We start from the raw sequence: 23054 nt of genomic DNA, 5'->3' as shown, positions 1-23054 counted from the left end.
TGATTTTTGAATTTGCACTATTGGGTGCATATAGGAGGCATTGGGTTCCAATAACAGGAGAGAGGAGTGGCAAAAAGTTTCTGATGAATATGCATTTAATTTTATTTATTTGGCAATAATTTTGAAGAGTTCTCCCATCGCTGAAAAGTGAAAGTCAGCACCCGCCTGTTCTAGTCGCTTAGACGGTGTATTCAAGCTAAACCCAGCCACCGTCATGCCTGCAGCTTTGCCTGCTTTTACCCCTGTTGGTGTATCTTCAACAACCAAGCAGTTTTCTGGCTGCGCATTCATGGTTTTGGCTGCCATTTGAAAGACATCAGGCGCGGGCTTTGGGTGACTGACATCATGCGCACTGAACGCTTTACCCACAAAATAGGGGTCAAGCCCAGTAAGGCCCAACGTCAATGACATTTTTCTGTGGCTACCGTTTGAAGCGACACAATAAGCGATGCCTCTTTGATGAAGAGCCTCTAAAAGCGCCTGAACACCTTCAATGGCCACCAACTCATTTTCTAGGGCCACTGACACACGTTTTTCAAGTTGATGGAAGAAGTCTTCAGGAGGAGCACAGCCGAGAAGCTTTTCGGTGAGTTCAACACACTTTTCGGAAGATTGACCAACAAACATTTCAAACAAATCATCAAGCGCGACGTTCACCTCCTGTTCACTGAGCATGTTCGAAAACACACGACTGGTGATGGTCTCGCTGTCTACCAGTACACCATCGCAATCAAAAATCACCAGTTCTATATTTTTCATTCTCACCCCGCGCATGTTTGATCCAAGGGAGTCTATCAGTTGAATTCCCCTACTCGCTTGTTCATACTGCGCAAAACCCAGAAATAGATCGCAATAAATAGGAAACAAAATGAAAAAATCAGTGTTGATTGCCTTGGTTCTCGCTTCAGGATTCATCTCAACCCCTTCTATCGCTGACAATAGCGACGAAATTTTCAGCCTAAGACAAGAACTACAATTGTTGCGCTCTGATATTTTGCGTTTAGAAAGTAAAGTGCATGAACTTGAAAAGCAAATGAAAAATAGAGACAAAGCCGGTCACAAGAACAGCAACAAATGGGGATGCTATTTGGACGATCTCAGTGCGGGCGGTGTGTACGGAACGGGCAGAACAGAAATGGAAGCAAAAGGGAAAACACTGGCCACGTGTAAAGAGAAAGGTGGAACCTGTTTCGAAATGAACCTCAAATGCTCTGCTGACCAGTAACAGGGATTCAGTGTCATTTTTACTGATGCTTGTTTCTCGTAGCGGCTCAGCAGGCATTTAAGCGGGTAGCCCTTCAATGATAAGGGCTACTCACAATCAGCTGACTTTACTCAGACTCAAGACCTTGTGCTGGGGTAACTTCCCCGCAATGTATCCGTCCAATTCTTGCTGTTGCTCTTGGCTGAGGTAAAGCCCCATTTTTGTTCTTCGCCACAGCAAGTCATCGGCCTTAACAACAAACTCATGGTCAATGAGGTAGTCGATTTCTCGTTGATACAGGTTACCACCAAAGCATTTCCCCATACCTTCAAGCGAATCCATATGTCTGAGAAGGTGATGCGTACGAGAGCCGTATTGACGTGCATATCGGCTTGCCAGTTTCTCACCGAGCCAAGGGTATTGTTCACTCAGTGACTTGGCATAGACATCGCGAGTACAGCTAAACTCCCCACCAGGTAGGCTTTCACTTCCCGTCCAGCGACTCCCCATCTCTGGAAAATACGGAGACAGTTTCGCCATCGCAGATTCGGCCAGTCTTCGATACGTCGTTAGCTTACCGCCGAAAATTGACAAGATAGGCGCTTCATCCAATTCCTGTTCAAGCTCGAGCGTATAGTCACGGGTAATCGCTTGCGGAGAGTCAGATTCATCGTCACATAATGGACGCACACCACTGTAGGTCCATACCACATCATCTTTACAAAGTTGCTTTTCAAAATGCTGATTGGAGATATCGATAATGTATTCAACTTCGTCATCAGATATCGCTACGTCACGAGGGTCCCCTTTGTATTCAACATCTGTGGTCCCCACCAGCGAAAATTCATCCATATAAGGAATGACAAAAACAATTCGGCCATCTTTGTTCTGAAGAATGTAAGCCTGCTCTTCATCATGGATTCTAGGAACAACGATATGTGAGCCCTTTATCAAACGGATATTTCTTGGCGACGGGCCAGCCAAACCGTCATCATAAAATTGTTTCACCCAAGGCCCTGCCGCATTCACTAATGCCTTGGCCTTGCGTTCAAATTTTTCGCCGGTTCGTTGATCGACAATGGTGACACGCCAAAGTCCCGATTCCTGAATGGCATTTTCCACTTTACAATAGTTACGCACCTCTCCACCCATCTCCTGAGTGGCCATCGCATTGAGCGTAACAAGGCGAGCATCATCGACCCAACAGTCTGAGTACTCAAAACCAATTTTCATCTCTGGTTTTAAAATGCCTGATTTTGCGAGATCAACGCCTTTGCTTGCGGGTAAAGCTTTGCGCTTGCCTAGGAAGTCATAAAGAAACAAGCCGCAACGGATCATCCATGCAGGACGAAGAAACGGACGGTGTGGCAAACGAAAACGCATCGGCTCAACGATATGAGGTGCCTTTTGAAGCAAGACTTCTCTTTCTTTTAGAGCTTCCGAAACCAAACGAAACTCGTAATGTTCCAAATATCGAAGTCCACCATGAATAAGTTTCGAACTTGCAGAAGATGTTGCAGATGCAAAATCTTTGGCCTCAAACAGACCGACATTCAGCCTCTACCAGCTGCATCTGCAGCGATGCCAGCCCCATTAATACCACCACCAATGATAAGCAAATCGAGAACAGGGCTTTCGTTATCTTGCTTCTTGTTATCCATAAAACTGACCTTACCACAAACTGAGCGAACGAACATTTAAGAAGATGAGTGAATCATATTATAACTTTCGGATTAGAGCATCATATATTTTCGAAAATGCGCGTTTGTGTGATTTATCTATGAAAAAGCCTCCAACAGGAGGCTTAACTGGCTATATGTGACCGCAAGAAAGCTTACTCAGGAGGCGTTGGCGCTACTTCGACAGGTATTTGGTGCGATTGGAGGATATCGAGGATCTCTTTAGGCGGCGTTTTATCCGTGAAGAGTGTATGAATTTGCGCAATGTTACCGAGTTTCACCATCGCGTTACGGCCGAATTTGGTCGCATCAACAGCCAGAAAAACACTCCGGCTATTTTCGATAATTGCCTGCTTGACGCGGACCTCATGATAATCGAAGTCAAGGAGAGAGCCGTCGAAGTCGATACCACTGATACCGAGAATGCCAAAATCAAGACGAAACTGTTTAATAAAATCGAGTGTCGCCTCGCCGACGATGCCGCCATCTCTGTCTCTGACTTCACCACCGGCAAGAATGACTTTGACTTCCGGTTTATCTAAAAGAATGCTCGCGACATTAAGGTTGTTTGTCACTACCCGCAATTGCTGGTGGTTTTTACCCAATGCACGGGCAACCGCTTCTGGCGTCGTTCCAATATCAATGAACAGTGTTGCCCCATCAGGAATATGTTTCACCAACTCTTCGGCAATCAAATCTTTTTGGGTAAAGTTCTGCGATTTCCGGGTGCTATATGCGGTATTTTCAGAACTGAGGGGAACGGTCGCACCGCCATGATAACGGCGGATTTTGTTTTCATCAGCCAATTCATTTAAATCTCGGCGAATTGTCTGTGGACTGACATTAAAGCGTTCCACCAGCTCTTCAGTACTCACGTAGCCCTGCTTGATGACCAGCTCAATGATCTGCTGGTGCCTTGGTATTTGTTTCACAGTTCCACCGTATCCTTGTCGTTTTTAATCGTTTTTCTTTCCATTTATTGTGGATATTGTGCGGGAAATAGCGAGAAGAAAGAAGTGATGGAATGAAAATTTCATTCTGTTCATCAAAAAGAGCGCCATATAGACGCTCTTTTGCTCATGAAATGGCGCAGATGGCCAAATTATCGCGACTAATCTTCGCTTTCGCGCAGTTCAGCCCATGTCTGAGCACATTTCACTGCACGCTTCCATCCTTTATAGCGACGGTCGCGTTTGTCTTCATCATCATTTGGCACGTAAGTACGGTCGATCACCGCTTTGTCTTTCAACTCATCAATAGAATCCCAGAAACCAACAGCCAAACCAGCCAGGTAAGCGGCACCCAATGCTGTTACCTCAGTCACCTCCGGGCGATGTACTTCGGTATCCAACACATCGGATTGGAACTGCATTAAGAAGTTGTTGGCGACGGCTCCACCATCAACACGTAACGCCGAGAGCTTGATACCCGAGTCTGCCTGCATCGCATCCAGCACGTCACGCGTTTGATACGCAATACTTTCGAGTGTTGCCCGGATGATATGGTTTGAGTTCACTCCGCGTGTGAGACCAACGATAGTGCCACGCGCGTACGCATCCCAGTAAGGCGCGCCAAGGCCGGTAAAGGCTGGCACAACATAAACACCGTTCGACGAGTCGACTTTGGTGGCAAAGTACTCTGAGTCTTTGGCATCAGCCAATAGCTTCATTTCATCACGAAGCCACTGTATTGACGCGCCCCCCATGAACACAGCACCTTCAAGCGCATAAGCAGGTTGGCCTTCTGCACCACAGGCTAATGTTGTCAGCAGTCCATTTTTCGACGTAACCTTTTCTTCGCCAGTGTTCATCAACAGGAAGCAACCAGTTCCATAGGTATTCTTTGCCTGCCCAGCCGTGACACACATTTGCCCAAACAGTGCAGCTTGCTGATCACCTGCAATACCAGAAATAGGGATTCGAGTACCGCCTTTACCGCCTATGTTTGTCTGACCATAAACTTCAGATGAACGTTTCACTTCAGGCATCATCGACGCAGGAACACCTAACTCTTCCAGCATCTTCTTGTCCCACTCCATAGTATTGATGTTGAACAGCATAGTGCGAGATGCATTGGTATAGTCAGTAACATGAACACGCCCTTGCGTCATCTTCCATACTAACCAGGTGTCAACGGTGCCAAACAACAACTTTCCCGCTTCTGCGTCTTCTCGGGCACCTTCCACGTTATCGAGGATCCATTTCACTTTGGTACCGGAGAAATAAGGGTCCAGCACCAGCCCTGTGTTTTCTCGAATGTAATCTTCCAGATTACGCGCCTTCATTTCTTCACAAATCGGTGCTGTGCGGCGACACTGCCAGACAATCGCGTTGTAAACGGGCTTACCTGTTTCTTTGTTCCACACCACCGTCGTTTCACGTTGATTGGTAATGCCTATGCCTGCCACTTCATCACTGGTAATGCCGGCTTTATTGAGAGCCTCAACCAATGTTGAACTCTGCGTCGCATAAATCTCCATTGGATCGTGCTCTACCCATCCCGCTTCAGGATAGACTTGCGTGAATTCTCGCTGCGAAACGCTGATGATGTTTGCATCATGGTCCAACACTACAGTGCGTGAGCTAGTGGTTCCCTGGTCTAAAGCAACAATGTATTTCTTTTCGTTCATTTCAGAATCCTTTTTGTTCATTTCACCGAAGCCGCGACATTAAGCTCGCGCACTCTCTGAAGTGTTGTTCGTATTTGTCTCTTCAGTCATCTCTTCCGATGGAAGGTGCGCTGAGATAAGTTTCGGGTACAACCAGCCACCGAAACACGCCCCTGCAATTGGAGCCAATATAGGTACAATAAAGTATGGAATATCTTTCGCGCCTGTCAGGGCATAATCCCACCCAGCAAGATAGGCAAATAGTTTTGGTCCAAAGTCACGTGCTGGGTTCATCGCAAAGCCAGTCAGAGGCCCAAGTGAACCACCGATAATCGCAATCAAGATGCCTATAAGCAGTGGAATAATCGCGCCACGAGATTCCCCATTCTTTTCATCACCGAGAGCCAGAATTGCAAACATCAATACCGCGGTGATCACGAATTCCACAGCGAAAGCGCCGCTGAACGTCAAAGCCGAATGTGGATAAGTGGAAAATATACCTGCCGTCGCTAACGCTTCCTTACTATTGCGAGCAATACCATTTACTAACTCATAATTAACAAATAACGAGCTGTATAACGCGTAGACAAGGGCCGCAGAACAGAAAGCACCAAGAACTTGGCTAATAATGTACGGTGCAACTTTGTTTTTCTCAAAGCCATGAAACATCGTAAGCGCGATTGTCACCGCTGGGTTAATGTGCGCACCAGATATAGCCCCTGTACAGTAAATGGCAATACTGACCGCGAATCCCCAAATGATACTGATTTCCCACTGACCAAAATCAGCACCAGTGAGTACGAGAGCAGCAACTGACCCAACACCAAAAAAGATAAGAAGCCCTGTACCGATAAATTCGGCAAGACACTCTCCCATTAAGGTTGTTCTTTTGTTTGTTGTCATTGAATAAACCCTTTGATTATAAATACACCAGATTCTTTCCTCTGGCTGACAGCTATTTTGCACAAATGGATCAATTCGAAAATAAACAAAAGTTAAAAATGAGCGTTCGCTCATAGTGCTTTTACTCTATTATGGATTGAGTTGATGAGATAAATACTGAGTACAATGTCAGTACTTGAATTCACACAAGATTAAATCGCTGTCGGAATTAGCTTTAAGATGAATGGATTAGAGCCTGGAAAGTGGCACCTCAAAAGAGCGAATAACTATTGTCTCCTGTTTAGAAAGTATTTCTCAGTGCCAGTTCCTAATGCTAATCCGTTCGATCGACATTGAACTGCTGACGTTCTGTTGTATTGTATGCTCAGTATTATAGTTATAGTGCATTATGACAATGAAAAAATATGTATCACCCCAACATTATTGCGATACCACTAACTCGCCATAGCCTGTGTCGGGGTCAAACTCTCGGCTGAGTTCATATTGCGGAAACGAAAGTAAGCAAACCTCTGCGGTATAGCTGACGATGCAACCTTCGAGCATATGGCCTCCAATGACAACGCCTTGTTTATCCGCAAATGACGCATGGAGATGAAGATGCTTGGGCGTAATCGTCCCTGATACATTGATGATTTCAAAGGGTTCACACCGTTCAAGCTCGGTAACACTGTCGGCCAATCGTAACTTGGCTACAGATACGCAGCCAACAACCGATGAAACACAGCCAGCTTCTATTCCATTTCGCTGACAAAACGCCATAATTGACGCTTTAAGATCGCAGCCTTTTCGTAAACGAAAGCAATATGCACGAGCTTCACTGCCTGTGAGTCGGTTATTTGATGAGGTCATAATTTGAAGGATTTTTCAGGGAAGACGTTGCGAATACGCTGCTGTACTTTTTTGTCGATGTTTTTGGAGAGAACTAACTTACCTGGATTGAACGAATTTCGATAAACTTTTATTTTGCCCGTAAATGGCCATTTTTTACCAATTTCCTGACAATCATAAAGAAATCCTGAGGGGATCTTACCCTTCTGCTTCGTCAGCTCGCCATCTTTGAACTCCATAAAAACAATCGGGCGATCAATAGCAATAAAAGCAACAAGGCCGACAAAGGCGATGCCAAGAATGAATTCCACAAAATGCTCCTTAGGTGTTACTAAAGATCGAGGAGACTGCTGAGATCTTTTTTCAGTGCACTGACTTTTTTACTGGCATGTTCAGTGCGATTCGCTTCGCTGAGAAGAAATTCTATCGTGTCTGATAACGTCGCATCCAACTCTTGCGCCTTCGCAGATAGCTTTTCCCACACCCTAAAATCTAAATCTATCGATTTTTTTCTCGTGTGTTCTTGCTCTGCATTGAAGTGACGTTTTCGCTTTGCACGGATCGCCTGCTTAAGCTTCTTATCAAGCTCCGGCGACATGTGCTCAACAATCCACTCGATGACTTTGGTAGGCTCATGTTCAATATCAAGCAACTGATGAATGGCCGCTTCCACTTCGCTGGTATCAATGTATCGTGTGACAGCATCGCCGTCTTTGTACTTTTTGACCAGATATGTCCACTTCCAACCTGCTTCAAGGTTTTCTAACTGTTGATATTTCATGGTTACTATTTTGTTAGTGATAGGAAAATCAGACGTTTATAGTGACAGCGTAACAGTAGATAATAAATCATTCAAACCTATTATCGACAAGAACATCAATTTTCACACTCTTGTCACTTTCTGATGAATAATGATGAGCTTATTACGTTGAGTTTTTAAGCATTGCTACTTTGCCATGGCATGATCATTTATACTCTGCGGTAATTTATTTATCTGGATCAAAAACAAAAAATTATGCATGAAGTTAATTGGCAATCGGTCATCCCTCGCTTCCCTCAATTTGACCAAGCCATCGATACCTATTCGACACTTGCCCCACTCCCTGCTGGTAGCCTTCAACCAAGACTAACAAATAGTATTGAACGTTTACTTCATGACTCCCATTTCCCACGCATGTTGGTCGTTACGGCACCTGACATATTCGATTACTTCACATTGATCAAACAAATGGTGTCTGGAGCGGCAGAAAGTGACACTCCGATCGTTGTTGCCGATCATTTTGACGAAAAGCAGCTGTTTGGCGCTGTTTATCACGATAGCCGAGACGTGACATCATCTCGAATTGTTCATGGACTGATTCATCAAGCAAATAATGGCTTACTCATTGTTTCGTTGAGGTCATTGATCAGCCATTTTGGAGTTTGGAGTAGACTTAAATCCGTTTTATCTAAGGGAAAGGTTTCTTGGACTGCCGCTAAAAATGATAACTATTGTGAGCTTCCCGAACCCGAAGACGTTTCCGTTCGTGTCATTATCGTTGGTGACCGAGCAGATGTCGCTGAACTTGAGTCTTCAGAGCCGGAACTCTTCTCGGGCCTCAGCGCATACACGGAATATGAACAGGACATTCAACTAGATAGTGACAACGTCACTGAATATTTACAGACAATCAAAGGGTTTCAACAACACTTCGGCCTAAAAGAACTAGAACCTGAAGCAATCCGCCGAGTTATGCAAGCAGGTGCAAGATTTACCGAAGAGCAGGAGAGAATGCCTCTTTGTCCACTTTGGTACCAAAGTCTACTGACTGAAGCTGATTTTCAATCACCATCTGAGTCAATTTCCAAGAATAGCGTAGATAAAGCCATACAACAAAAGAGCTATCGGGAGTCTTACTTACCTCTCCGCGCTGTTGACGACATCCACAAAGGACAAGTATTTATCGACACTCAGGGCGAACACATCGGTCAGATTAACGGGCTCACTGTTATTGAGATGCCAGGCCACCCTGTCGCCTATGGAGAACCTGCCAGAATCTCATGCGTCGTTCACTTTGGCGATGGCGATGTATCAGATGTTGAACGTAAAGCCGACCTGGCCGGTAATATACATGCCAAAGGTATGATGATCATGCAGGCATTTGTCAGTGCCGCCCTCGATTTAGACGAAGCTCTCCCTTTCTCTGCATCCATTGTTTTCGAACAATCGTATTGTGAAGTTGATGGAGATAGCGCATCACTGGCAGAACTCTGTGCGCTTGTCAGTGCGCTATCACTTCAACCAATCAATCAGAGCATTGCGGTTACTGGTGCCGTCGATCAATTTGGTCGTATTCAGGCGGTTGGTGGCATAAATGAGAAAATTGAAGGATTTTATCAGGTTTGTCTTAACAAAGGCCTCACAGGCGAGCAAGGTGTTATTCTGCCGAGGACAAATCTGAGTGCGCTTTGCCTCAATCAGGATATTGCTAATGCAATGAAAGAAGGCAAGTTTCATATTTGGGCGGTTGAGCATGTTAACGAAACCTTCCCAATTATTTGCGGATTGCCCTTTGAGCGAACCAACAACGAAAATATCACAGAAGAAAACATTACAGATGACAGTTCAGAGACATTGTTGGAGCGCATCGCCGCGCGTATTGATGCATTTCACAATGGTGAACAACGTCACATGTCTTTAATAGCAAGAATGCGTCAATGGCTGAAATTTCACTGATCCGATTTGTTTAGCGTACACGTGTACGCTAAAATTCAGCCTTATTTTACAGGAGTAGTGATATGCAAGATAAGCGACATTCATTCGACCGATTAGATCTGATTGCTTCTAGTCAAGGCGAGCTGTTTGGTCCGGGAAGACCACAACTGCCTGCACCAAATATGCTGATGATGGACCGCATTACTGATATTTATAAAGAAGGCGGCGACTTCGATAAAGGCTTCATCAAAGCAGAGCTCGATATCTCACCAGATCTGTGGTTTTTTGATTGTCATTTTCCCGGTGACCCTGTCATGCCTGGCTGTCTTGGCTTGGATGCAATGTGGCAACTGGTTGGCTTTTTCCTCGGATGGATGGGTGGTGAAGGCAAAGGCCGTGCACTCGGCGTAGGTGAAGTTAAATTTACCGGCCAGATTCTTCCAGAAGCTAAAAAAGTCCGTTACGAAATTCAAATGAAACGCGTCGTAAACCGTCGTCTTATCATGGGCGTGGCAGACGGTCGCGTTTTAGTCGACGACAAAGAAATTTATGTCGCTAAAGATCTGAAAGTAGGTCTTTTTCAGGACACATCTTCATTCTGAAGTTCTTCAACCCCTACTTCTGACAAGTTAACCAAATGCCACCTTTGTGTGGCATTCTTCATTGAGAAACGTCATCAATTTAATATTTTCTAACTACCTTGGATTGAAAATATTTAGTTATAGTGCATTAAATGGTTAAAAGTAAGCCCCTGAGAAGGGGCTGTCGAAAAATGGTTATTTCATCATGGTAGCCTTGTTATCTCTGCCATCACGCCAGCCGCCTAGCCAGCAACTTCGCGCATCCATGGCTTGATAAGGACAAGTTTCAGAGGAGCGACCGTTTAGTCCAGCCTGATAGCCCTTTGACTGGGCACGTTCCAAACGATCTCGCTTCTGTCTTTTCATAGTTCGACCTCTCATCCTTTGATGATTCATTTTTACAATGCAGTTACAGCAAGGTGAATATTCGCTGAACTGTCATAAATAAGCATCATCCAAGGATGGAGATTTATCAAGGGTAGTATCCATAGACTTGGTCAATTTGTGAACGTTTATGGAAGATTGACTAAATTTGCTTGCAAATAGGTATTACAAGCGTTAGACAAACTTATCCATACTCAATAGGTGTCTATAAATGCATGCATTTACGCTAAGTCATTAGTAATTAATATACTTTCTTGATTTCAGGTAGGAGAATATTGATGCTAGGAAGCAGCTAAATAAAGCCAGCATAAACTGGCATTATTTATTTGTCGTAAATACGAGAAAATACCTAAATTATTGCAAAGGGTATTCAATCACCATTTTGCAATGACTCAAGTTCTTCCCACCTCTCAAAAGCTGACTCGAGCTCACTTTCCGCATCACTCAATCGTTGGAGAATCGGCGCAGTATCTTCACTACTTTTTTGGAAGAATTCAGGATCATTAACCTCACCCTGTAACTTTTCAACCTCTAATTCTAACGATTCAAGTTTTTGCGGGAGCTCTTCAAGCTCTCGTCGCAGTTTATAAGACAGCTTTTTCGCCGGTTTACTTTGAGTACTAGATGATTTCGTAGATGACGTATCTTCCACAGGTTTTTCAGTGACTTTTTTCTCTGCAACCGTCGTAGCCGCAAGGAAATTCTCCCTTTGCTGCTGGGCATCATGGTAGCCACCAACATATTTGTGGATTATCCCCTCACCTTCGAATATCCAGCTGTGAGTCACCGTGTTATCAACAAACTGACGATCATGGCTCACCAGTAATAGTGTTCCCTGATAGTTTGATAACAACTCTTCCAGTAGCTCAAGCGTTTCTATATCGAGATCATTGGTTGGCTCATCAAGAACTAGCAAGTTTGCGGGCTTCAGGAACAGTTTAGCGAGCAATAATCGGTTCTTCTCACCACCAGATAACGCCTTGACTGGGGTACGAGCGCGGCGTGGATGGAACAGGAAGTCTTGTAAGTAGCCAAGTACGTGTCTCTTACGGCCACCTACATCGACTTCTAGCTTTCCTTCAGCAAGGTTATCTACAACCGTTTTCTCTGGATCTAGGATTTCACGGTATTGATCAAAGTAAGCAACTTCAAGCTTAGTACCAATATGTAAGTGGCCATCTTCCGGTTCAAGCTGTTGCAGCATGATCTTTAGTAGAGTGCTCTTTCCACATCCATTAGGGCCAATTAAAGCGATTTTATCGCCACGCATGATATTGAAGCTGAAATCTTTAACTAAAGTATTGTTTTCCCAACTGTAGTTAATATCTTTGGCCTCAAAGACGATCTTTCCTGAGCGTGACGCATCATCAAGTTGAATGTTTGCCTTACCTTGTACCTCAATGCGCTCAGATCGTTCTCTACGCAATTGCTTAAGCGCCCTCACTCTGCCTTCGTTGCGGGTTCTGCGAGCCTTGATCCCCTGTCGAATCCACACTTCTTCCTGAGCCAGCTTTTTGTCAAATTCTGCGTTTTGTTCTGCTTCAACACGCAGAGCTTCTTCTTTGCCATCGAGATACTTCTCGTAGTCCCCAGGATATGAAGATAGTTTGCCTCGATCCAGATCGACGATCCTTGTTGCCATTGCACGAATGAAAGCCCTGTCGTGCGAAATAAAGATAATCGCTCCCTTAAAATCCTTCAAAAAATTCTCAAGCCAAAGGATCGTTTTTACATCAAGGTGATTAGTGGGCTCATCGAGTAACAATACATCGGGATCACAAACCAAGGCTCTTGCGAGCGCCGCTTTTCGCTGCCAACCACCCGAAAGTTCGGCAAGCTTCTTATTACCATCCAGTTTGAGCGCACCTAAAACCGACGTTATTTGGTTTTCAAAATGCCATGCATTATTTAGATCAAGTTTTTCTTGTACCGACGACAGTCGATTGAACAGTCGATCGCTTGGATCCGTTTCGATCTTTATCAGAAGGTCGTGATACTCTTTTAATTGTGCACCAACTTCTGCCAAGCCTTCAGATACATAATCAAAGACTGTTCCTTCTGCATCTCGTGGAGGATCTTGTTCCAGACGAGATACTTTTAGATCTTGTTGGCGATTAATACTGCCGTCATCCAGATGAACCAAGCCGTTAATCACTTTCATTAACGTCGATTTACCTGCTCCATTTCTACCAACGAGACATACTCTCTCGTTCGGTTGTAGGATAAATTCTGCGTTATCGAGTAAAGGGTTGTCACCGTATGCCAGTTGGCCGTTAGTGATCTTAATTAATGCCATGCTTATTTAACCACGCTGATAATTCTGATTCGTCAAAAGGCCATCCAAGTTCTTCTATTATTTCATCATTTTCATTCTGATGGGAAATAACAGGTATAGTTACACCGTAACTAGAAAACAGCTTTTCATCGAAAGCTATGTCTACAACAAGTAAGGCAGTGGTCCTGCCCACCGCCCTATAGAGTTGAAATGCTTGTTCGCAAAGATGACAGCCTTCCGTGCTGTATAGAATGAGCGCCATCACCCTTCCTTGTGTGAGATGATCCAACAGTTGTGAATATGTTTGTTTCTCACAAAGTCTAGCGGGATGGATTTCTCGGTAATGTTAATGGCCGAAAGACCCAAAGCCTCTAGAGATTCAATATCCATTTTGAATTTACGCTTGTTATTCGAGAAGACGATCTCTCCACCCGTTTTTAACAATCGTTTTAGATCTGTCATAAGTCGAATATGATCCCGCTGAACATCAAAGGTTGCATCCATTCTTTTCGACGTTGAAAAAGTGGGAGGATCAATAAAAATAAGATCAAACTGACGATCCGCTTCTGACAACCATTTGAGACAGTCAGCATGAATGAATTGGTGTTGTCTGCCGACTTTCCCATTTAATTTCATGTTTCGCTCAGCCCATGTCAAATACGTTTTAGACATGTCTATCGTTGTCGTTGAGCGCGCACCGCCAGCTGCAGCATGCACGGAAGCTGTTCCTGTGTATGCGAAAAGATTCAGAAAGTCTTTTCCTTTTGCCTTCTCACCCAGCATTTTTCGAGTATTTCGATGATCTAGGAATAAACCAGTATCAAGGTAGTCTTCAAGATTGACCTCAAAGTCGACATCATATTCTTGGACTTTCAAATAACGTTTAGCGTCAGATAACTTCTGATATTGGTTGTCGCCTTTTTGCTTTTCGCGGGTTTTCAAGACAACTTTGTTCGCATTCACACCCGTTACACTGATTGTTGCTCGGACGATATCAAGAAGGCGTCGTCTTGCTTTCTCTTCGGGGATAGATTTTGGGGCCGCATATTCCTGAATAACGATAAAGTCTTTGTATCTGTCTATCGCTGCGTTGTATTCAGGAAGATCAGAGTCATATAAACGATAGCAGTCAATACTTTGTTGTTTTGCCCATTTATCTAATTTCTTGATGTTTTTCTTTAGACGGTTTGCAAACTCCGGGGCTACGTCGGCCGCAGGTTGTTTTCCCGCCTTATCTGACTCCACTTCACCACGGGCAGTGATAGAATAATTTTTCATCAGACAATCAAGCGCACCATTTCGAAGCTTATATTTGCTGTCGGCACGCATACGAATACAGCTTAGAAGTTCGTCTGACCCTGAGTATATTGACGCAGTCGAGCCAACGAAATGTGTTTTGAGCTGAACACCAAGCTGAGTGTATAAAGCAATCAGGCTTGGTGTTGTACCCAATCTTTCACCATATGGTGGGTTAGATATAATATGCCCTTCATTAAATCCATCAGGTTTAGTTAATTCACTGGCATCTGAATTAACAAACTCAATGAGATCAGCTACGCCAGCTCTGCGAGCATTTGCTTTTGCAGTTTCCAACACTCTACGATCATTATCGAAACCAAAAAAACGTGTTTCGCATTTAGCTGGACCGCGTTTAGACTTCACAGTCACTTCTGCGTGCACTTCAAGCCATTTCTCTCGCTCAAAAGATTTTAATGCTTCAAAACCCCAGCGTTTTCTTCGTAAACCGGGCGCCACACTTGCGGCCAACATCGCAGCTTCTATCAACAAAGTTCCCGAACCACACATGGGATCTAGCAAAGCCTTATCAGCTGTCCATCCGCTTTTCTTGATCAGGGCAGCAGCATTTGTCTCACGTAGAGGCGCAGCCCCAGCTTCCGTGCGGTAACCTCTTTGGTGAAGACCGCTACCTACCATATCGATACCTAGCAGGCCATTTTCACGTGAAAGACGCATATGAACGCGAATATCTGGCTGTTCTCTATCAATACTCGGGCGTTCTAGATCAGCCTTAGTGAAGCGATCGACAATGGCATCTTTAATTTTTAGCGCACCATACTGGCTATTGCGTATTTCGCGGTTAGTACCATTGAAATCAACAGCAATACGCTTTCTCTCACTAAATAAACTTGGCCAATTTATTGCTGAAGCCCCAAGGTATAAATCCATATCGTCGCGAACAGTGAACTCGCTTAATACCAGAATAAATCGTGAAGCCAGTCGGCTCCACAGACAACATGTGTATAGCGTTTTTTCGTCAGCTCGAAAGCGAACACCAGCATTTCCTGCTTTTACATTGCTGGCACCTAGTTCAATGAGTTCTTCAGCCAGTATGTTTTCGAGTCCACGCGAGGATATAGCGAGATATTGATTCATGTACTTGTAGTCTTAGGAATGTTGCGCGCGATTATACCCGAATAAATGTGAGTTATCTCGCTTATAGGTTCAGATACATCTGACTTTTTCACGACGTGAAAAAATTTGAAAAGTTGCCATGCCCCTTGTCCACATCATATGCCGTCAGACCCAATCAAAACCTTACATAAAACAAGACAACCTACACGTATAATTGTTTCTTCATGGAAACTATAAAACATCAATTACTCAGAGGCTTGAAAAGGCATTCACCCTTTTTAACTTAAGCTAACACTCAGCATCAATAGAATTGTGAGTGAATACCCACATACGACCAGTGACCGACAATTAGGTGTAAAATATTTTTAATTTCTGATCAAACACACCAGAATTACATATATATTCACTATAAATCTGGTATATACCAGAGTGAGAAGGATTAAGTTTTCCCAATGAGACAAGACAGAAAAAGGGGAATTTTATGGATATTTGTTTCTATTTTACGTCTGACTTTGAGTCCAAAATTGACAAGTAAGTGACCATTACGACAGACATAAAGAAAATACTTTTGTGATTTATATCACTTAAATATGAGAAGAAATTAATATATTTTTTATACAAAATTTGATTAATTTTGCAGAAAGATTAGGTTTCGTGCCCTGCTGGAAGAGCATTCTGAATGGTACGCTGATAAGCGCTAGTAACACAAACGGAGAAACTTACAGTGAGGGAGTAAACTAAGAGTAAAGAGATGGCTGTCGATAACACTATGACTGGCAGGTATGAGAAAAAAGTTGGGCTAGCCGCTTAAACGGCTAGCCCACCAGTGCATAACGCCCTTTTCCTTTGTCTTGTTTATTTTGATATGGACAAAGTCGGTCGTTCATCACCTTTATCGCTTCACAAAATACCATGTTCTTTTTACCAGTCAGCGCTAGGTCAGCTTCAGCAGCTAGCATGCACAATGAGGCAGCTCCTGAGTTTTCAATGACTAAAAACGGTGCTTTGCCTGTTTCGGTTTTCAATTCAACGATTGAGCCTGTTTCTGGTGACAGGTCCCCCCCGATGTCCTGAAAGAACCAGCTTTTAGGAAGTAATGGTTTGTGAAAGCGGTTTGCAGCCACTGCATTTAATACGAGCTCTGCTTTACGAGGGCCAGATAATGATAATCCGGTTAACCCATCGCTATACAGATGAAATAATGATGCGTCATCGACTGAGAATGGGATATCCATGAACGCATCGGGGATAAGATGCTTACTGGCAATTGCGACTTTGAACACCATATCCTGCCCTAGTTCGAGCATCAGCGAGTCGGTATCGGTATCAAAATACCATTTCCAAGAGCTGTTTGGTTTTAACATGATGTTCTCCTGCATATTGCAAGAACGTCGTGCACGTTGTTCTGGATGCACATGGCCAGTATTAAGTGTTAAGGTGAGTGTAACGGGCAGGAGGTAAAAAAAAAGGGGAAGAAATCCCCCTCTATTTGTACTAAATACTTAATTTATTTCGCTAAATATTTCGAACAAGGCGTTTGACAAGTGCCGGACCATGGTAAATGAAACCAGAATAAACCTGCAGTAGATCGGCACCTGACTGCATTTTCTCTTTCGCTGAGATTACTGAGTCAATACCACCCACACCGATAATAGGTAACTGACCTTTTAACTCCTCACGAAGGAGTCTGACGACTTCAGTGCTACGGTTTTGTAGAGGACGACCGGACAACCCACCCTGCTCATGCGCAAAAGGCATGCCATCGACAAGTGTACGATCCAACGTTGTGTTGGTTCCAATTACTCCATCGATTTTGTGTCTCACCAGCGCATCAGCAATTTGGACTAATTCTTCATGATCAAGATCCGGCGCGATCTTCAACGTCACAGGAACATACTTTCCATGCTTCTCCGCAAGATCTTTCTGCTTGATCTTTAACGACGACAAAAGATCGTCCAATGCTTCGCCGTATTGTAAGGATCTTAAACCTGGGGTGTTTGGTGAAGAGATATTGACAGTAATATAACCCGCATGTTCATACACCTTGTCCATACAAATTAAATAGTCATCTTTACCCTTTTCTAACGGTGTATCTTTATTCTTGCCAATGTTGATACCCAGAACACCGTCATAAGAAGCTTTTTTTACATTTTCTATCAGCGCATCAACACCGTGGTTATTAAACCCCATGCGATTAATAATGCCCTCGCCCGGTTCAACACGGAATAGACGAGGTTTGTTATTACCTGACTGAGGCCTCGGTGTTACCGTGCCCACTTCAACAAAGCCGAAGCCCATTGCGCCAAATGCATCTATACATTCACCATTTTTATCCAGGCCTGCGGCCAAACCAATTGGGTTTCTAAAATGTAAGCCCATGACCTGTACGGGACGAGGAGGAAGATTTTGGCGATAGACGACATCAAGAGGAGTGCCAGTAAAGCGAGAAAGGTTTTTAATTGTTAAATCGTGTGCCTTTTCAGCGTCTAATTTAAAAAACACTGATCTGGCGAGGCGGTACATCATGTATCCTCCATAAAAAAGCCCCGAATCATCGGGGCTGTATTATCATCTTATTGGCGTTTTAATTCAAACTTAATAACGTCAGCTCACGCAGTGCGACAGAGAATTTCGCAAACTCATGTGCTGAACCCACTTTGAATTCCGCAACCATGCTTTCCCAGCGACCGAGAATGACAGAGTTGTCCTCCATCCAATTCTCAAGCCCCTTCTCTGCTTTATCGCCTTTGCTCATTCCTGCCAAGATCTGTCCCGTCAACACACGCTGCTGCCAATCGAGATCTTCACGGAAAGACGCACGAGCAAGTGCTTGCCAGTGGTTCTCAACAGGTTGGTTAGTGATCTGTTTGAGGAACCAATGCAGTGACAACTTATCACCAAGGACAAAGTAGAGTTTCGAAACCAACTCAAACGGCATGTCGAGTTGTTCTGACACCTGCGCAATGTCCATACCGGAGTATAGGCTTGTTAAGCGACTGATCTTATCTGCAATTGATTGAGGCACACCTTTTTTGACTAATGCAGTCGCCTGGTCTTTGTGTTCTTTCATCTCAGAGTGAACAAGATACTTATCCATATTCTTAGCAAGATTTTGGATTGCCGGACGATAGAAGTTTACTTGCTCTTCTATGCTCTGACCCTTAGCCTGATTACGCAGGATCCATCTTGTAGAACGACGAAGCATACGGCGACAACGGAACATAAGCTGATATTGAATATCTGCTGAAATCTTATTGTCTAGTTTGCGGATTTTCTCGAACAGGTCTCCAAACTCAAAAACTTCACGTGAAATCGCATAAGCTTTCGAGATTTCAGAAACGCTGGCACCCGTCTCATCCTGCATGCGGCTGACAAAGTTAAATGCCATGTCATTGGACATTTGATTAGCCAGTGCCGTAGCAATGATTTCAGCTCTCAGTGGGTGGGTTTCCATTTCTGCAAGATAGTTACGCTGTAACTCTTGTGGGAAATAAGCTGGAAGGAACTTGCCAAAGTGCGGGTCCGTAGAAACTTCATCAACGACCAATTGCTCTTTTAGCACCATTTTTCCATACGCAACCAGCACGGCCAGTTCAGGTCGAGTTAAACCTTGACCACGAAGCTGACGTTCAGAAAGTGCTTCATCGTCTGGTAAATGCTCAAGGTTTCTATCGAGTTTACCCTCTTTTTCCAACTGATGGATAAAGCGGATTTGCTCTTTCAATAACGATACCTGCTGCTTATGAGTAACAGAGATTGATTCACTCTGTACATAAGCATCCTCAAGAACAATCTCAGACACTTCGTCTTCCATGCTCTCCAAAATTTGGTTACGTTTCTTGAACGTTAACTCGCCTGCAGCTACTAAGCCATTGAGCAGAATTTTGATGTTCACTTCGTTATCAGAGCAATCAACACCACCGACGTTATCGATAAAGTCTGTGTTGACGCGACCACCTTTTAGCGCGAACTCCATCCGGGCCAACTGGGTCATACCCAAGTTACCGCCCTCTCCAACAATGCGGGCTCCTAGCTCACTGCCATTAACACGGAGTGCATCGTTTGCACGGTCACCCACTTCGGCATGTGTTTCAGATTCGGCTTTCACATAAGTACCGATACCGCCATTCCACAGCAGATCGACTTTCATGTGGAGCAGTTGTTTGATCAGGTCGTTTGGTGTCATCGTAGCGCGCTGCGTACCAATCATTTTTTGGATTTCTGGTGTCAGCGAGATAGATTTTGACCGGCGTGAGAAGATACCGCCGCCTTTGGAAATTAACTTAGCGTTGTAATCTTCCCAACTCGAACGAGGAAGCTTGAACAGACGATCACGCTCTTTCCAACTCGGTCCAGATTCTGGCTCTGGATCAATAAAGATATGCATGTGGTTAAACGCTGCTACCAAACGGATATGTTTGGATAACAACATACCATTACCAAATACATCCCCTGCCATGTCCCCAATCGCAACACAGGTGAAATCCGTTTCCTGACAATCGATGTCAACTTCACGGAAGTGACGTTTAACGGACTCCCATGCACCTTTCGCGGTGATCCCCATGGCTTTATGGTCGTAACCATTTGAGCCACCTGATGCAAACGCATCACCAAGCCAGAAGTTATAATCCTCAGAAACAGAGTTCGCTAAATCGGAGAACGTTGCCGTTCCTTTATCAGCAGCAACAACCAAATACGGATCATCTTCATCATGGCGAACCACGTTCATTGGTGGCGTCAGGTTACCTTCCACAATGTTGTCGGTGACATCTAACAAACCACGAATGAACATTTTATAGCAACGTTGGCCTTCAGCAAAGATCTCATCACGATTGTGCATTGAGTGCTGCTTCTTACACACGAAGCCACCTTTCGCACCAACAGGCACAATGACGGTATTCTTAACTTGCTGTGCTTTTACAAGACCAAGTATCTCAGTACGGAAATCTTCCTGACGATCAGACCAGCGTAAACCACCACGTGCAACTTTACCGCCGCGCAGGTGAACACCCTCGATATCTGGTGAATAAACAAAAATCTCAAATTTCGGCACTGGCTGCGGAATTTCTGGGATTTTAGTCGGCTCGAGTTTAAACGACAGATAGTGTTTTAATTCACCCGTTTCGCTATCCGTCTGGAAGTAGTTGGTTCTTAATGTCGCCATGATCATTTCCATGTAACGGCGAATGATCCGGTCGTCATCAAGACTCTCAACATTTTCCAGCAAAGCTTCGATTTTTTCGAACAGTTTGTCTGTCGCTTTATCGCTATGCAGCGCTGGGTCAAAACGCTTGTTGAACAAATCAACGAGTAAGCGTGATAGCTCTGCGTGCGTTGCCAGTGTTTCTTCAATATATTGTTGACTGAATGGGAAACCAACCTGACGCATGTATCTTGCATAGCTACGCAAAATTGTTACTTCACGGCCAGTAAGACCAGCATTCAGAACAAGACGGTTGAATCCGTCGCTCTCAAGTTTACCATGCCAAATATCCGCAAATGCTTCTTGGAATCTTTCACGTGCTTCAGAAAGGTCCACGCTATTGTCCGCGCTGTGAAGCATGGCAAAATCTAGAATGGAATACTCAGTTTCATCAGACGTCCAAATGCGATATGGCGTTTCACCGATAACACGCAAGCCAAGGTTTTCAAGCATCGGCATGACATCAGAGAGGTGAATGGTATCGTCTTTTTGGAATAGTTTGAGTCGTACCGCTTTAGAATCCGTTGATTCTTCTTGTTGGCGGTAGAACAACATATCCAGTTTATTTTCATCATTGAGCCCTTGAAGACGCTCAATATCAGCAACCGCAGACCCTGGTAGCATCACTTCTGTATATGAACGCGGGAATGCTTTCATATATCGTTTAGCGATTGGTGTACCTTTACTCTCACCGAAGTTTGCAATAACGGCGGCCTGAAGTCTGTCATCCCATGTCGACGCTGCTTCTGTGAGATTGTTCTCCAGCTTCTTCACATCGATATCGAAGTTGTTGTTGTCAACACGGACAATGTAGTGCGTGCGAGCCAATGGACTTTCAGAGAAGAACGTATTGAACTCGACAGTCTGCGTCGAGCCAAAATACTGCTTCAGTATTTTCTGAGATGCGGCACGAAATTCTGTGTTGTACCTTTCACGAGAGACATACACCATGCACGAGAAGAAACGGCCAAATGGGTCGCGGCGAACAAAAACACGTAACATGTCGCGGTCTTGCACCTGCACAATGCCCATACCGATGTCGAGCATTTCAGATTCAGTCGCCTGAAAGAGCTCATCACGTGGGAAGTTCTCAATAATATTGGCAAGAGCTTTCCAAGAGTGAGTGCCTTTATAATAACCACTCAAATCAAGGATGCGCTGCACTTTGTTTTTAAGTACAGGGATACTCGCGGTTGATTGGTTATAAGCTGATGACGCATACAGTCCGGTGAATCTGTGTTCACCAATCACATTGCCTTTCTTATCGAAACGTTTAACACCGATGTAGTCAACATACGCAGGGCGGTGAACGCGAGACTTGCTGCTGCTCTTATTGATGACAAGGATTTCTTTCTTCAACGCAGCAACACGCGCAGACTCAGGCATCTCTGAAAGTTTCACACCGTCAGGGTTTTTGGGATCTTTACCTGCCAGTCCCAGTCCCTTTTCAGCGCAGGGCTTAAGGATATGATCACCCTCTACTGCATTCAGCTCGTAGTACTTGTAGCCCATGAAGGTAAAGTTGTGAACACTGATCCAATCAAGAAACTCGATCGCTTCTTGTTGACGATCAGCATCGACATTTGGCTTTTCTTTCTTCAGCGTAGTGATGATTGATTTGAGTTTATCTCTCATCAATTGCCAGTCATTAACGACTAATGAGACATCGTGAAGCGTCTCTGTCAGCTCGTTTTCTAGCTCTGCCATCGCTTTTTTATCTGTCATGCGGTCGATTTCGACATGGAACACAGCTTGTCTAAAGCCATTTTCACTGCCGATTTCAGTCACCTGACCTTTCGCGTTTTTAACGATATTGTGCGGACCGTTGAGCATTAAGTGTGTTGTGATATCCAGACGGTTTAAAGCCATTCGAACAGAGTCGACTAAGAAAGGAGCGTCTGGAGTAACAATTTCAACGATAGTGTGGGTTGACTGCCAGCCATTACCGCTGAGCGTCGGATTGAAGACCTTAACGAAGATTTTCGATTGATCAAAATGATTGATGTGGTGCCACAGACTAATTACTGCACCGTATAAATCCGACTCATTCCTTTCCTGGAGATCATCATCAGATATTGGACCCAAAATCCTTTTGGCTAATGTTTCAACCAGTGGTTGCTGCGTGCTGTCGAGTTTTTCTTCAATTAATGAATAAACCTTTTCCAGCAACACCGGCACAATAGGGTCACGCGCGGTCATGGTATTACTCCAAATTAAGTTTTAGTGTTATCGCTATGAGTATAGAGGCATTTTTGTCTTTGCGACGCGGGAAGTAGTTTAAGTGGATTGAAAGAAAACTGTTACAGCAAAATTGATTGAAT

At 44.2% G+C, this 23054-nt stretch carries 17 protein-coding genes and 1 pseudogene; 3 read left to right on the top strand and 15 right to left on the bottom strand.

The genetic code is table 11. The features are described from left to right. Nucleotides 1-105 precede the first annotated feature (105 nt). On the bottom strand, nucleotides 106-759 hold the full coding sequence (locus CS022_RS04440; RefSeq protein ID WP_161569559.1) for an HAD family hydrolase: 654 nt from the start codon (nucleotides 757-759) through the stop codon (nucleotides 106-108). 109 nt (nucleotides 760-868) lie between these two features. Here CS022_RS04440 and CS022_RS04435 point away from each other — a divergent pair, with 109 nt between their 5' ends. After that, nucleotides 869-1225 carry a hypothetical protein gene (locus tag CS022_RS04435; protein WP_129121275.1) on the top strand — a complete coding sequence of 119 codons (357 nt, stop codon included), beginning with the start codon at nucleotides 869-871 and terminating at the stop codon, nucleotides 1223-1225. A gap of 96 nt (nucleotides 1226-1321) precedes the next feature. Here CS022_RS04435 and glpD read toward each other — a convergent pair. From glpD to matP, 7 genes and pseudogenes are all read right to left on the bottom strand, one after another. Then, nucleotides 1322-2865 (bottom strand): annotated as a pseudogene (gene glpD / locus CS022_RS04430) (glycerol-3-phosphate dehydrogenase). Nucleotides 2866-3038: 173 nt separating this feature from the next. Continuing rightward, nucleotides 3039-3815, bottom strand: coding sequence for a DeoR/GlpR family transcriptional regulator (locus tag CS022_RS04425; RefSeq protein ID WP_129121274.1), 777 nt, complete (start codon nucleotides 3813-3815; stop codon nucleotides 3039-3041). 179 nt (nucleotides 3816-3994) lie between these two features. Then, a complete protein-coding gene (gene glpK / locus CS022_RS04420; RefSeq protein ID WP_129121273.1) occupies nucleotides 3995-5512 on the bottom strand; it encodes a glycerol kinase GlpK in 1518 nt (505 codons plus the stop codon). A 39-nt stretch (nucleotides 5513-5551) separates the two neighbouring features. After that, a complete protein-coding gene (locus tag CS022_RS04415) occupies nucleotides 5552-6394 on the bottom strand; it encodes an MIP/aquaporin family protein (RefSeq protein ID WP_129121272.1) in 843 nt (280 codons plus the stop codon). A 420-nt stretch (nucleotides 6395-6814) separates the two neighbouring features. Next, the gene (locus CS022_RS04410) at nucleotides 6815-7243 is read right to left on the bottom strand and encodes a PPC domain-containing DNA-binding protein (protein ID WP_129121271.1); all 429 of its coding nucleotides are present in this window, start codon (nucleotides 7241-7243) and stop codon (nucleotides 6815-6817) included. Beyond that, complete coding sequence (locus CS022_RS04405) at nucleotides 7240-7533, bottom strand: DUF3634 family protein (RefSeq protein WP_129121270.1); 294 nt, start codon at nucleotides 7531-7533, stop codon at nucleotides 7240-7242. Before CS022_RS04405 ends, CS022_RS04410 begins: the two co-directional genes overlap by 4 nt. A 20-nt stretch (nucleotides 7534-7553) precedes the next feature. Continuing rightward, nucleotides 7554-8003: a macrodomain Ter protein MatP gene (gene matP / locus CS022_RS04400; RefSeq protein WP_129121269.1), complete on the bottom strand. Its 450-nt coding sequence runs from the start codon at nucleotides 8001-8003 to the stop codon at nucleotides 7554-7556. A 234-nt stretch (nucleotides 8004-8237) separates the two neighbouring features. Between matP and CS022_RS04395 the strand changes: the two genes are divergently transcribed. Both CS022_RS04395 and fabA read left to right on the top strand, forming a co-directional pair. Continuing rightward, the gene (locus CS022_RS04395; RefSeq protein WP_129121268.1) at nucleotides 8238-9938 is read left to right on the top strand and encodes an AAA family ATPase; all 1701 of its coding nucleotides are present in this window, start codon (nucleotides 8238-8240) and stop codon (nucleotides 9936-9938) included. Between the two features lie 62 nt (nucleotides 9939-10000). Beyond that, the gene (gene fabA / locus CS022_RS04390; protein WP_129121267.1) at nucleotides 10001-10519 is read left to right on the top strand and encodes a bifunctional 3-hydroxydecanoyl-ACP dehydratase/trans-2-decenoyl-ACP isomerase; all 519 of its coding nucleotides are present in this window, start codon (nucleotides 10001-10003) and stop codon (nucleotides 10517-10519) included. Between the two features lie 174 nt (nucleotides 10520-10693). Here fabA and rmf read toward each other — a convergent pair whose 3' ends face one another. The 7 genes from rmf to CS022_RS04355 all read right to left on the bottom strand — a co-directional run bounded on the left by rmf (nucleotide 10694) and on the right by CS022_RS04355 (nucleotide 22932). Next, the gene (rmf, locus tag CS022_RS04385) at nucleotides 10694-10864 is read right to left on the bottom strand and encodes a ribosome modulation factor (protein WP_129121266.1); all 171 of its coding nucleotides are present in this window, start codon (nucleotides 10862-10864) and stop codon (nucleotides 10694-10696) included. A 388-nt stretch (nucleotides 10865-11252) separates the two neighbouring features. Continuing rightward, a complete protein-coding gene (locus tag CS022_RS04380) occupies nucleotides 11253-13178 on the bottom strand; it encodes an ABC transporter ATP-binding protein (protein WP_129121265.1) in 1926 nt (641 codons plus the stop codon). After that, nucleotides 13165-13419 carry a glutaredoxin family protein gene (locus CS022_RS04375; RefSeq protein ID WP_129121264.1) on the bottom strand — a complete coding sequence of 85 codons (255 nt, stop codon included), beginning with the start codon at nucleotides 13417-13419 and terminating at the stop codon, nucleotides 13165-13167. Before CS022_RS04375 ends, CS022_RS04380 begins: the two co-directional genes overlap by 14 nt. Further along, nucleotides 13419-15551 carry a bifunctional 23S rRNA (guanine(2069)-N(7))-methyltransferase RlmK/23S rRNA (guanine(2445)-N(2))-methyltransferase RlmL gene (gene rlmKL / locus CS022_RS04370; protein ID WP_129121263.1) on the bottom strand — a complete coding sequence of 711 codons (2133 nt, stop codon included), beginning with the start codon at nucleotides 15549-15551 and terminating at the stop codon, nucleotides 13419-13421. The genes CS022_RS04375 and rlmKL overlap by 1 nt, the downstream gene beginning before the upstream one ends. Nucleotides 15552-16345: 794 nt before the next feature. Next, nucleotides 16346-16894, bottom strand: coding sequence for a cell division protein ZapC (locus CS022_RS04365; RefSeq protein ID WP_129121262.1), 549 nt, complete (start codon nucleotides 16892-16894; stop codon nucleotides 16346-16348). Between the two features lie 151 nt (nucleotides 16895-17045). Continuing rightward, nucleotides 17046-18056 (bottom strand): quinone-dependent dihydroorotate dehydrogenase, encoded by a 1011-nt coding sequence (gene pyrD, locus CS022_RS04360; protein WP_129121261.1) that lies wholly within the window; start codon nucleotides 18054-18056, stop codon nucleotides 17046-17048. 58 nt (nucleotides 18057-18114) lie between these two features. Further along, nucleotides 18115-22932 carry an NAD-glutamate dehydrogenase gene (locus tag CS022_RS04355; protein WP_129121260.1) on the bottom strand — a complete coding sequence of 1606 codons (4818 nt, stop codon included), beginning with the start codon at nucleotides 22930-22932 and terminating at the stop codon, nucleotides 18115-18117. Nucleotides 22933-23054 lie beyond the last annotated feature (122 nt).

It is taken from the genome of Veronia nyctiphanis (assembly GCF_004116385.1).
Taxonomy (GTDB): Bacteria; Pseudomonadota; Gammaproteobacteria; order Enterobacterales; family Vibrionaceae; genus Veronia; species Veronia nyctiphanis.
The sequence above is the reverse complement of the archived record's forward strand: the minus strand, read 5'-3'. Positions and strand labels throughout refer to the sequence as shown.